General features: G+C 46.2%; 8 protein-coding genes. 4 read left to right on the forward strand and 4 right to left on the reverse strand.

The features are described from left to right. Positions 1-995: 995 nt before the first annotated feature. From H8L47_RS27495 to pstS, 3 genes are all read left to right on the forward strand, one after another. Positions 996-3656 (forward strand): bifunctional diguanylate cyclase/phosphodiesterase, encoded by a 2661-nt coding sequence (locus H8L47_RS27495; RefSeq protein ID WP_329605501.1) that lies wholly within the window; start codon positions 996-998, stop codon positions 3654-3656. A gap of 676 nt (positions 3657-4332) precedes the next feature. Beyond that, positions 4333-6384: a methyl-accepting chemotaxis protein gene (locus H8L47_RS30365; RefSeq protein ID WP_329605502.1), complete on the forward strand. Its 2052-nt coding sequence runs from the start codon at positions 4333-4335 to the stop codon at positions 6382-6384. An 87-nt stretch (positions 6385-6471) separates the two neighbouring features. Beyond that, complete coding sequence (gene pstS / locus H8L47_RS27505; protein ID WP_230413937.1) at positions 6472-7644, forward strand: phosphate ABC transporter substrate-binding protein PstS; 1173 nt, start codon at positions 6472-6474, stop codon at positions 7642-7644. A 710-nt stretch (positions 7645-8354) separates the two neighbouring features. Here pstS and H8L47_RS27510 read toward each other — a convergent pair. Beyond that, the gene (locus tag H8L47_RS27510) at positions 8355-8552 is read right to left on the reverse strand and encodes a hypothetical protein (protein WP_186957022.1); all 198 of its coding nucleotides are present in this window, start codon (positions 8550-8552) and stop codon (positions 8355-8357) included. A 365-nt stretch (positions 8553-8917) separates the two neighbouring features. On the opposite strand from H8L47_RS27510, the gene H8L47_RS27515 reads away from it, so the two are divergent. After that, on the forward strand, positions 8918-9388 hold the full coding sequence (locus H8L47_RS27515; RefSeq protein ID WP_186957023.1) for a PTS sugar transporter subunit IIA: 471 nt from the start codon (positions 8918-8920) through the stop codon (positions 9386-9388). A gap of 100 nt (positions 9389-9488) precedes the next feature. Here H8L47_RS27515 and H8L47_RS27520 read toward each other — a convergent pair whose 3' ends face one another. The 3 genes from H8L47_RS27520 to H8L47_RS27530 all read right to left on the reverse strand — a co-directional run bounded on the left by H8L47_RS27520 (position 9489) and on the right by H8L47_RS27530 (position 13283). After that, positions 9489-9746 carry a hypothetical protein gene (locus H8L47_RS27520; protein WP_186957024.1) on the reverse strand — a complete coding sequence of 86 codons (258 nt, stop codon included), beginning with the start codon at positions 9744-9746 and terminating at the stop codon, positions 9489-9491. A 172-nt stretch (positions 9747-9918) separates the two neighbouring features. After that, entirely contained in the window at positions 9919-10965 is a 1047-nt protein-coding gene (locus tag H8L47_RS27525; RefSeq protein WP_186957025.1) for a sensor domain-containing diguanylate cyclase, read from the reverse strand. A gap of 743 nt (positions 10966-11708) precedes the next feature. Next, complete coding sequence (locus H8L47_RS27530) at positions 11709-13283, reverse strand: oleate hydratase (RefSeq protein ID WP_186957026.1); 1575 nt, start codon at positions 13281-13283, stop codon at positions 11709-11711. Positions 13284-13319 lie beyond the last annotated feature (36 nt).

Genomic DNA, 13319 nt, shown 5'->3' on the forward strand with positions numbered 1-13319 from the left:
GATATTCGCAAAAAGCTCCAATTCTGCACCTCGACGTTCAAATCGAGACCAGATAAAAACATCAATTTGTGCAAACAAATCATTGACTTACGAACCCCTGATGTGAAAACGTTGGGACACTAGTGATTTTATGTATATATAGTTAATATTCAACGGGTGCATTGACTTTTAACTTGTCTATTTATGAGTGTTAGCTATGCTACCTAGTCAAGAGCGTTTTGGTGTGCCGGTAGAGAATCTGCGTGCAGCCAACAAATGGGCAGAAAAACTGAATCCTGAAGGTTTTCAGTGCTACGATTTCTAATCGTAAGGAGGTCGCTAACTTGGGCCACAAGAAAATCACCAGTATCTTGGTGGATTGGGTGTGCCATAGCCCGATTGAGATTATTCCAAGCAGAAGTCAGATCATCGAAGTCAGGGATATCTTGCTTGCCAGAGAAGATGCGCGTGACTTGAATAATGTAATAATAATGTGCAATTACTATATCGCAAATGACTAAGCCAAAACCTGGTCTTTGAGATAAAAAAAGTGGCTCGCAAGCTGCTTGAACCGAATCCACATCGAGGAGATTTGTTCTAGCATAGCAGCTAGGTATGACAGATCAATGACTACTTGGACTCGTTGTTGATTAGCAATAAATACAGCGGTTTTTAATAATTCATTTAAAAAAATTGTTCCAACCAGAGGAATATTTGTTGTATACCCTTATGAGGGGAAAATGACTTATGGCGACAGAGCGCCACATGCAAGGTCGCTGATTCTGTCTTCGGGAAGTAAGGCATACATTTGCCCTCCATTATTAGATGGGGCGAACAATTCACTGTACATTCAACACTACCTGCAAGTAATTTCAATTAAATGACGCAGGATCTTTACGTTGTTCGCAGTTGAATAATTTGTTTGAGATTTTGGTGTTTTTGATAATCTGAAATACAGTAATTCGATTGCAATACGATCACTTTTTCGACACTACTTAGAATGTCTGTCTAATATTGTGACTACATCATTTTTTATCACTTCTATGCGGAAGTGGGCGCACGAGCATGCCTTTTTAAGGTATAGCTTTGCGTTTGTTTTTATATGGTCACTCATTTGTCTTGTTCTCAGCCTGATTGTCTGGAGTTCGTACTATGCAAGCATAGAGCAAGACAAAAAACTGGTACGGGCAAATGCCTTGAAAGATGCTGCATCGCTATCGCGCGCCTATGCACAATACCTCAACCGTACTATTGAGCAAATAGATCAAGTGAGCATGCATGTAAAGTACGACTGGGAACATTCCAGGCGTTCTTTAAAACTGGAACAACAAAGATCCCAGGGGCTGTTTATTGCGCCCCAGTTTGAACTGGTCGCCATCCTGGATGCCAAAGGAAAGCCGGTGACCTCAACTGTGCCAATAGAAAAATGGCAGGATACGACATTAAGAGGGCAGTTTTTCTATCATCAAAACAATAACTCCAGTGCGATGCAGATTGGCCTTCCAGCCGTTGTCAACAGTTCTGGCAAACTTGTTGTTCAATTTACGCGCAGACTGGAAGACGCAGACGATGCCTTCGACGGCATTGTCGTCATCTCGGTAGAGCCATCCTACTTTTCTTCTTTCTATGACAGACAAAGCCTTGGTAAGGGCGGATTAGTCGCGATCCTGACAAGTGATGGCACAGTCGGCGCAACCAGGATAGGTGATTCAATCCCGTTTGGCGGCAGCCAGGTATTTAGCCAGGACGTGCAATTCAAAACGGTAGTCGGTGTGGCTGATTTTCCGGGGCCGTCTAGCTTTGTTGACCAGCAATCAAGAATATTGGGTTGGCACAGTCTGGACGCCTTTTCCTTAATTGCCGTCGTGGGATTGAATGAGCAGGAACTATTCGATACTTATGAGCCCATATGGATACAAGCAAAGAAAACGGGTGTGACGACAACTATTCTTGCGTGGAAAAAACATCAGAGCAAGCAAGTGCGTGACACCTACCGTCTTGCAACAGAAGCTACAGACGAAGGGTTTTACATGATGAATGCGCTAAGGGATGCGCGCGGCAAGATCATCGATTTCCAAGTGGTCGACTGTAATGCTCGAGGCGCATTGTTTTTTGGCCTCAATCGAGAAGAACTTATAGGAATGAACATGTCGTCCTTGCAAGGCGAAATTTATTTCAATATGTTGATGCAAATTTATACCCGTGCGATGGAAACCGGCTTTTATGAAGACGAATACGAATTGCCAGATTTGAGCCCTTTGAATATGGCATGGGCGCGCCGCCGACTTACACGTTCAGGGTCTGGTTTGGCCGTGACGATACAGGACATCAGCGAAAAAAAAGAGGCCGAGCGCGAACTCCGCCGTCTGGCCACGAAAGACGTGTTGACCGGTTTGTATAATCGCCACTGGTTAATGGAGTATTTGCCAAAAGCACTCAAAAAGGCGAAAACGACAGAGCAAATGTTGGCACTGCTTTTTATTGATCTCGATGGCTTTAAGAACGTGAACGATTCCCAAGGACACACAGCTGGCGACCAGTTACTTAAGTCGGTTGCCTCACGTTTGCAGTCGGTATTGAGACCATCTGACAATGTCGTCCGCTTGGGGGGAGATGAATTTCTGGTCGTGCTGGAACCTGTAGAAAAGGAGAGCATGCCTGCCCGTGTTGCCGAACGTATTGGTGACGCTTTCGGTCAGCCATTTTGGTGGGAAGGACAGAAGCATCAGATTGGCGCATCCATCGGCATCAGTATGTACCCACTTGATGGTGACGCGACGGAAACTTTGCTGAAGAATGCGGATATCGCCATGTATGCGGTCAAAGCAACGGGCAAGGGGCATTACAATTTCTTTAAACCCGAGCTATATCAGAAATTAAAAGAACGTGTTGATATGGAGCGTGCGCTGGAGCTCGCCATAGAAGAGGATCAATTCGTGCTGTATTACCAGCCGCGTGTGAATGCTGAGACTGGCAAGATGACCAGTATGGAGGCTTTGATAAGGTGGATGCGCCCTGACTTTGGCCTGGTCCCTCCAATTGAGTTTATTCCAATTGCAGAATCCAATGGCATGATCTTGCGACTTGGAGACATGGTCATGGCAAAGGCATGCTCGCAAATTGCAGCTTGGGAAAAAGAGCTATTACCGATCGTTCCTATCTCGATCAATGTGTCAGCAAAACAATTTAGTGCAGGTGCACTCCCCAAAAAACTGTCTGATTGCATCAAAAATTGGGGTGTCGACGCTTCTCTGCTAGAAGTCGAAATTACAGAATCAGCAATGATGGGTGAAGACAATGCAATCATCGCAGACCTTTGCGAGATACGCGAACTGGGTGTTAAATTGTTGGTTGATGACTTTGGGACAGGTTATTCATCCCTCTCACAACTTCAGCGACTTGATATGGATGTGTTGAAAATAGACCGGGTTTTCACAAATGAACTGACGAAATCGAAAGAAGGCGACATATTCTTCAAAGCGATTGTGTCCATGGCGCACGCACTGGATATGACAGTGGTCGCAGAAGGCGTAGAGACACAAGAACAAGTGAATGCACTTCGGCGCCTTGCCTGCGATGAAATTCAAGGATACTTCATTTCCCGGCCAGTTCCAGCAAATTGTGTGCCTGAACTCTTGTTGAAGCAATTTTTACTACCATCTTCTGCTTCCACATAGAAGAAGTGTATCACCTGTCTATTTTTTATAGCTTAAAAAATGCTCACAAGTGCTTTAATGACATGGAATAAGCGCCTTATTAGGTATAAGCTCTTTCCTGCAAAATGAGATTGTAAAGTGAGTTTGTTGCTTCGTTCTGTCGATAGGCCCAGGAGATCATGATGTCAATTAGCCTTTTTGAATTAATGCAGGAAACGAAAGAATTCCCCTCTACAGGCACCCGTAACAGAGAGGATTTTATTACCCAGAATACGGTTGACCGCGGTATCTCTTTGCAGCAGACGGTAGGTACTGCCTGCGCCATTGAATACTTGTTGGGCCAGGGAGTGCCACGTCAAATAACGCAGCGTGTCTTGACAGATCCCGAACGACGTAGAAGCCACGCTTGAAGCAGAGCAATCGGTTTGAGTAAAAGGCTTTTTTCTGGCGTACCACTCTCCAGCTGATATTACTCATTCTTGTTACCACTTAAGCATTGCACCGCAGTTTTCTTGTGGAAACTTTCTTATTTAATTGCTGTGCCAGCTATGCTGGTTGACAGAACGTTGAAATCACATCAAAAAATGTAACCATTTGTAACGTGATGGTCATGAGAAGGACATAAAGCAGGCGCATTATTGCTGCAATGCAATAATTCGTTTCAATCCTGAAGCGAGGCATGTTTTATTGGGTGATCATGTCCATATTCCTTCGTCCAGCCATTGCGCTCATGCAGCGCCTCCGTCTATTTCCAAAATTTGTGATCGTTGCAGTGCTGTTTTCTGTTCCGGCCTTACTGGTTACCGGCTTGCTGATCCATGAGCTAAACAAATCGATCTCTTTCAGTCAAAGCGAACGGCAGGGAGTGCGGCAATTGTTGGCAGCGCAAGAGATGTTGAAAATAGCTCAGCAACACCGGGCACTGCGACATCTGGCCCTGGCAGGCAATGCAGCGGCAAAAGAAGAAGCGCAAAGAAAACAGCAGGAAATTACATCCAAATTGGAGTTGTTCATTAAGCTGCAAAAAGAACAAACACAAATGGGGCTGGAGGCTTCACTCGCAGACATTAAGCGTACTTGGGAGGGCATCGTACAAAAGCTTCCGGCTTCAAAAAACAAAGAGAGCTATGCAGACCATTCAGCATTGATTGCACTACTGTACAAATTGAATACGCAGATTGCTGACCGTTCGCACCTGACTCTGGATCCAGAAGTAGATACCTATTATCTGATCAATATGTTTGCCAAAACCTTGCCAGAATTGGCTGATGGTATTTCAGATATCTCGGGTCGTGGTGCTTCGTATATCGATACCGGTTTGCTGGAGCCCAACGAGGACTTGTTGATTAGTTCAGACGTCATGCTGGCCAAGCGAGACATAGGCCGTATCCCGGCACTGCTTGAAGCCATGTATCGTGCCAATCCCGGGTTCAAAGCGAAAATGGATACGCAACAAACGGTTATCACCAGTAATCTTGAATTTTTGGAGCGGACAAAAAATGAGGTATTGAGTGCCCTGAACCAAACCTCGGGAACTGAATTTCTGAAGGCGGGTATGGCGAGCGCAGATGGTTGGTATGTTTATGCAAGCGTCGCAGGGACTTTGCTGGATGCCACATTGGAAGATCGCCTTCAAAAAGATGTACTGCATCGCAATATGCTGATTGCCGTGATTTCAATTATCTTGATGATCGCCGCATATCTGCTCATGGGATTCTATGTTTCATTTTCTGGTGAAGTAAGAGAGTTGAGCGAGGCAGTTCAACGTGTTGCCGCAGGCGACCTTAGCACGCAGATTTCGTCCCATGGCAAAGATGAGATAGCACAACTGCTGAATGCATTTGAAGGAATGAGCTCCGGCCTGGCCAGACTGGTTGCTGACATACGTTCAGGCACGGAAACAATCGCAACGGCATCCAAAGAAATTGCGCACGGCAATGCGGATTTATCTTCCCGCACCGAGCAGCAGGCAAGCTCGTTGGAGGAAACCTCGGCCTCAATGGAAGAATTGACGGATGCTGTCAAACAAAACGCTGCTGGCGCTGAGCATGCTAACGCCAATGCTCTTTCCGCTTCTGCCATTGCACAGGACGGTGGAGTTGCTGTCGGAAGGGTGATTGAGACGATGGGGGCGATTCAGCAATCATCCAAAAAAATCAGCGATATCATCGGTGTCATTGACGGTATCGCATTCCAGACCAACATCCTGGCCTTGAATGCGGCCGTAGAGGCCGCCAGAGCTGGGGAACAAGGCAGGGGCTTTGCCGTCGTAGCAAGCGAAGTACGTAATCTTGCCCAGCGCTCCGCTGGTGCGGCTAAGGAAATTAAAGCACTGATCACAGCTTCTGTTGAGCAAGTCAGTGTCGGTAGCCAGCAAGTACAGTTGGCCGGAGCAACGATGGGGCAAATTGTCAATTCCATTCAGTCTGTGACTGACACGATGCAAGAAATTACTACTGCCAGTGCGGAGCAGCGCTCAGGAATCGAACATGTGAATGAAGCACTTGGACAAATGGATGACATTACGCAACAGAATGCTGCCCTGGTCGAGCAAGCTGCTGCCGCTGCACAAAGTATGCATGATCAGGCAGTCAAGTTGTCACAAGCGGTCGCTGTATTTAAGATTTCCGAAGTTGAAACAACACACCTGAAAAATGGGGGGAGTCGCCGCATCATGCAGACAAAAAATTTGTCTACGCAGGTCAGGCAAATTGCCAAGTCCACACTTAGGGCGGTGAATGCGAATTAATTCGACAAGCTATAGAAAGAATTTTTTTGAAATTTTTCTATGCAATTAAACTCATGTCGCTGGTGTATCGCGCGCAACGAGGTAAAAATGACTTTATTGTTGCTTTTGCCAGAGGTCTCATTTCGTTCTGTACACCGGGAGTATTCAGTGGAATATGCCGAAAAACAGCACATCGCGAAAAAATTAATGTCTGAGCTTGCTGCCAATAAAAAAATGCACATAACCAGAATATTTTCTCTTTTCCTGTTCCTATTCTGTAATCTCTATCCCGCCATTGCGGCGACGATAAGTGGTGCAGGATCTTCCGCAGCGGCACCTTTATACACGAAATGGGCTGAGGCCTACAACAAGAAAACTGAAACAAGCGTCGTCTATCAAGCAGTCGGTTCATCTACGGGAATAAAACAAATCAAGACAAAGGCGGTCGATTTTGGTGCCAGCAATGTTGCGCTAAGTCTGGTGGACTTAAAACATGATGGACTCATTCAATTCCCCTCTGCGATTTCTGGAGTTGTAGCTGTGGTTAACATCCCTGGCATAGCCACAGGTAAACTAAAACTCACTGGCGATATTCTCACGGACATTTTTGCTCGCAAAATAAGTCAATGGAATGATCCTGCGATTGCAACTCTGAATCCTGACCTCAAGCTGCCCAAGAAAGCAATTGAAGTGATTGTCCGCCAGGACGGCTCTGGAACCACCTACAATTTTACAGATTACCTGTCAAAACAAAAAACAGATTGGCAGAGTGCGTATGGGAAAAATTTTACGATCAAGTGGCACCCTGAACTTATCCAGGCCAAAGGCAGCAGTGGCATATCTGCAGCGATAAAAAAAACACCTTATGCTATCAGCTACATCGACTATAACTACGTGCTCCAGGATAATCTGGACTATGTGCTTCTCAAAAATCGCGACGGAAAATTTGTCGCTCCCTCAGCCGATGCATTTGCGTCCAGCATGATCAATAGCGGCTGGAAAACGCAAGGTAGCTTTGAGGAAATGCTGACTGATAGGCCAGGAGCCAACAGTTGGCCTATCACGATGGGCACGTTTGTCATTCTCCAGAAAATTGCCGCAAATCCGGAAAAAGCTATTGCGACCATGAAGTTCTTTACCTGGAGCTTTATGAATAGCGACCATCTCGTTCGCGCCGTGGACATGGTGCGCCTTCCAGATAGTATACAAGCGCGCGTCTTTAAAGAAATGATGACTGTGGCTGATGCCAGTGGAAAGCCTTTGCAATGGATTCCACAATAAGAGTTGAAATGCGACGCGCATTAGAGTTTTCAAGGTACATCTCTGAGTGCATTCATTATATAAGCACTTTCGGCAGTAGCTTCTGTCTCCAGTAGGTATGTATCTCGATTTTTTATACCAGACATTTTTTAGCCAGGCCTGGTCAAAGCAGTAGTCGACCCAGACAGAAAAAGCGCTATTATCGTATTGACTATCGGCCAGAGCGATGCCAGCATCGCCAGCAATGCGATAGCGCCGGGACAACCAGGTACTAAGCAATTTTCGCTGCCGTGTTTTCTCGCCAGTTGAGACAGACAATTCTTGCGGCGACACTTTCTCCGCTGCACCAGACCGTGTCGCCTCCATGCCAGGCAAGGCCGCTTCCGGGGCTGGCAATAGCGGTTTCGCTGCCTGTGCAAGGGGTAATGAGTTCCAGTACCTGTTGATCACATGGGGTGTAAAGTACAGCAGGCTGACTGCTGCAATGCTAAGTAGCCACACTGACAGAAAGATAAACTGGACCAATGTCGGCAGAGATTCAGTCTTTTCCTTCTTATCTGTAAACGCATGGTTATCTGAACTGATAGACTTAAAATTAAAATGTAAATGTGCCATTTTGTTTGACGTTAAGCTGACCAGATCTGCCAGTCTGGTCATGTCTGCACTCGAAAAATATTTTTGTTGGCTGCATCCTCCAAGAATATCCAGCAGACGGAGTATTCCCAGATTCTTTAATTGATGATATGAAAGCGTACCAGTGTCTTGGATACGAGTGTGGCCAGGGGGCCACGTTGAGGTGACGCTTTTTTCTTCGCCGCTAGCATGGATGCTTCCATGTCGGCCACATCTCTGTTGTCTTCAGTCAGAACAGGGCTGACTGCAAATTCTTCATGGCTTCTGGTTGCAACCATGGTTCCAAATAGGCTCATTTGTATCACCTTTATCAAAGAATAACTGGGAGGGGAAGCACATATCAATAGGATCAATGCTATCGGGTCTTGCGTAAAAAAACTGTCAATTTCGTGGTGATAGTCGTTAACAGTAAGTAATTATTTATCTCTTTTTTAGTATGAAATCACCAGCTTGAACATCTCAGGGGAAGCTTGAGAAAAGTGGAAGTTTTACAAAAGCGTCTGCATATTTTTACGAAATTTTTATGTGAAATAGAGTATCGTTTCTTTAATTCGACCCCATAAAAGAATCACGAGCAGCATGCAAGTCGAGATGGGCGAGTTATGAAGTTGAGGGGGGATTAGTTAATATGCCCTGCCTGTTAGTCGTCGTTTTTTTGCACATGAATTCTTTTTCCAGATATCTCTATCCTGAAAACATCCTGCTGAACTTGTGCGTGGAAGACAAGACGCAGGCGCTGATGCATATTGCTGCGCTAATGGAAACGCAGCATCAACTAGATCGCGGGAAGATTTTGGCAGGTCTTTGCGCGCGTGAAAAATTGGGATCGACGGCGCTTGGCCAAGGTGTGGCATTTCCCCATGCGCAAATCAGTGAGCTGCATCGTCCCATGATGGCCTATGTTAGCCTCGCCACCCCCATTGATTTCGACAGCCCTGACGGATTGCCAGTGACAGAACTATTTGTCCTGCTTTTTCCAAGTGAAAGAGTGTCTGAACATTTGCAAATGCTTGCTGATGTCGCCGGCTTTGTCTGTGATTTGCCATTCAGAAAGCGACTCAGTGAATCACTGGATATCGCATCTGTATTGGATAACTTTGCATCCTGGAGCATCGCGCCAGCGTCCACCTGATTGCCATGATCTTTTATCAAAACGCAGCAAAAATTTTCTTCTGCTGTGGTTGCGGCAGGCCGCATCTGACAGCTTTTACGCGTGAGATAACACACAGGGTCTAACGCATGTAATTAGGCCAAAAGATGGCCCACCATAGTACCTTCAAGCCTCCTTTGACATCGACATGGTGCATGTCGGGGGAAGGGAAAGGGATCTTTCGCACTCGCATGACCAGCAGGCCTATATTAAGCCAGACAATAACAGCGATTTCTGTGCAAGTATCAAAAACATAATCAAATAGCATAGGCAGCACGAGTACGATGCCGTACGCAATCACCATCGCAGACAAGTGGTAAATGATATGTTGGAGTTTCATGGTTGCTTGCTCATTCAGGAGTACGTCTGGCTTGGGCAACATCATTTTGCTGACCAAGACTGCCATTTTTTGAAAGAGCAAGCGTATCAGTGTAGAGCTAAAAATTTCGTAAAAAATGCAGCGATAGACGTATGCGAAACATAAAAAAACTAGCTGTCTGTTTAGAAATTTTCTATGGCGTCAGCTGCCCATCACTTACCTTACTGCGTTTGATGTCATACATGGCTTCATCTGCCAGTTTGATAAGGCTGTCTGCATCGCTGATACTTTCTTCTGCCAAGGCGATGCCGATACTGACGTCAACAATCACGTCTCTGTCGCCTATGCTGATGGGGCGTATGATTTCCTTGCGCATACGCTCTGCAATCATGCTGGCTTCGCGGGCATCGGTTTCTGGAGCCAGCAGGGCAAATTCATCACCGCCCAGACGACATAAGACGTCGGTTTCTCTTTTGATTGCATTGAGACGTTCGCCTGTAGTACGCAAGACCATATCACCTGCCTGATGACCATAGTTATCGTTGACAGGTTTGAACTGATCGAGATCAAGTACCAGTACTGCGAACTGTCTATTCGAATGACGTTTTAATCTGGCGAAACTGGCTTTCAGTTCTTCGTTAAAACGCCAGCGATTTGCCAGCCCGGTCAAGTCATCGTGAGAAGCGAGATACAGTGTACGTTCATCGCGTTGGCGCTGTTCGGTAACATCACGCGCAACAGCATACAAAAAATGAGAACCAGGTATCGGTGCAGGGGTAGTCCAGTTCAACCAGCGATAGTCACCATTTTTATGCTGGTAGCGATTATCAAAACTGATGGTGTCTATACCCAAACGCAGCTTTTCTACTTCATGTTGTGTTTTTTCAAGATCTTCCGGGTGTACTAGTTCAAGAAAACTGCGTGATAATAATTCTTCTTGTGTATATCCAAGGGTACGTTCGAACGCACGGTTGACCTTATGAAAATATCCGCTGGTAGTGGCAATGCACAGCATGTCCAGTGACAGACTGAAGAAGGCCTCGCGCTCTTCAACGATTTGCTGTACCAGCTCCAAACCGTGCTTTAAAGAGTCCGCCAGGCGATGATGGTGTTCGGCCTCCTGTTTGAGCGAAGACACCAGCTTATCCAGCGATTCCAGACTCTCAGCGCGAAAGCGCAAGGTTTCTACCAGTTCGCGCAAAGAGGATTCGTCTATTTGAAGACGTTCAGCCTGAACCATGGTCATTCTCTCCTCTTAAAGTATCAATGGTTTCTGATACCCATTTTCAAGATCTCACGGATATTTCTTTCATGCGTTATTTCTAGCTCCTTTCAGATTTATAGCCTAGTGTACAGTTGACCGCAATAGCAAGTTCGCCATGATCAGCGCAATGACAGACACCGTGGGCGTTGACAGGTCTGAGCAATCAGCATTACTTAAAAAAATGTATCGGCTCATTTCAATAAGTTCACGGCAGTCAGACCGACCGTGTGTTATTGATGAATGTGGATTTTGATATCTTATTGATCATCAATTCGGTTTTCAGAGCAATCTCCCTCTTGATCTGAAAATCACAAATATGAAGTGCAAGTTATCGTTAATTTGGTTTGCTGACATGGGGTCGGTTGTTCCATTTTGCGCAGTTCCGTACCTGCGTTTGCACTGCAACCCACATCGACTTGGTCGCACTTACTTCGATTTATAAAGAGAGTTTTGAGAATTCAGGATGCCAGCTTCCCTGATTACATAAAACAGGGAACGAGTTTTTCACCTGTATTCGATAGCAACAGATGAAGCATAGGCCAAAATGTTTGGGGCTTGCTTAAGTAGGATCAAAAGTGCTAAATAGAGAAAGTGTTCTTTTGCAAATACTTCTTTTTGGCTATGTTGTAACTCTATTTTTTCTACACCGACTCAAAGCATAAAAATCATTCGCAATGCAGCCAGCACTTCGTGTGGAGGGCTGCATTGCAAGCTCGAATTTATTTAAACGCTTTGATCAGAGCGTCTATTTTCGTACCCAGGATCTTGTCGTGGGCGGTTATTGGCGGTACTTGCCTGTCGATGCCCAATAACTGGTAGACGGCCATTTGGGCTGCGCGGACTGAGTACTCAACCGTGAAGACGACATCATCCGCTACTTCAACAAATTGACTGATGAAGGCAAAGTTTTTTGTGCCTGGTGGTATGGGCAAAGGGCGGTCCCCAGCTGAGCGTGGCATGAACATGCTGGTGATGTAGGGCATCCGGCAGGGTATGCAATTGGCATTTTCAAATACTTCTGTATCGAAGCGCAAATGACCCAGCAATTCTTCGAGGATTTCGGTACCACTGCATTCACTCATGGGCTTGGCAACATAATTACCGATACGGTCAGGGAAGAGCGCATAACCCCAGAATACCTGGACATCGGCTGGCTGATTGATAAAGTGTGGCTGATGTGCCAGCACGATGGACATCAACCAGTTGGAGTCCTTGAAGGTAACCAGGCCGCCGGTGCCGGCTTCATTGCCACTGAATTTCTGCATCAGATTAAAGAACCGTGGGTCTTTTAGCGTGACAGTGAATGAAGCCCAGTATGACTGTGCAATGCAGCTATTGAAAGCCTCGGGCTTACCCATAATATCTGGCCTGTCGGCAGCAAGCTGTTCCCACAATTTCCAGCCGCCAGTGTCCAGCTTGTTGCGTTTTTCTGGGGCGCTGCTCATTGATCCCAAACTGGATGCATCGGTCATGGACGCATTTTGCAAGAAGACCAGGTCGCCGTCGTTGATGGTGATCACTTCCTCTGCACCACCACGCAGGCAATGCAGGTTAGTGACCATGAACTGCCCATCGCGCTCAGTGTGTGTCAGTCTTTGTACCTGACAATCCATGATGAAGTGCACGCCATTTTGTTTCAGCCAGGTTTGCAGAGGCAATACCAGTGAATCATACTGATTGTAGATGGTGCGCTTGACGCCTGCCAGGGTTTCTATGCGCGAGAATTCCATCATGAATCTGTGCAGGTAGCGTTTGAATTCGACCGCACTATGCCATGGCTGGAAAGCAAACGTGGTGGCCCACATATACCAGAACTCGGTCTCAAAGAAAGCAGGTGAGAGCCAGTCGGTAATCGTACTATTGCCCATTTCTGCTTCATCTGCCTGACTCAGTTTCAGCAGTTCCATACGGTCTTGCATGGAGAAACCCATGGACGATACCGGCACTTTGGCTCGACGTTTATCAACCAGCCTGGCTTTGGAATTGGACTTGTGAAGTTCATTGAAATCTATCGTCTCTTCAAATACCGATTTTCCTGGGTTGTGCAGGGAAGGGATGGATTTGTATAAATCCCAGGTGCATTCATAATTGTCGGTGGTGAGCATCCGTCCACCGCGCAATGAATAGCCTTTTTCTGGATTACCCGCGCCATCCAGGCTGCCACCAATGAGGGAGTTTGCCTCAAGTATGCTGATGTTGTCGCCCTTGATTTTTCCGTCACGTATCATAAAAGCGGCAGCCGCCAGCGAGCCTATGCCAGCGCCTATCAGATAGGCTTTTGTGTTGTTATTCATGGTTTCCTTGAGATGTTGGTTTATTGTGTTGCTCGT

This window comes from Undibacterium umbellatum, assembly GCF_014284125.1.
Classification (GTDB): Bacteria; Pseudomonadota; Gammaproteobacteria; order Burkholderiales; family Burkholderiaceae_D; genus Undibacterium; species Undibacterium umbellatum.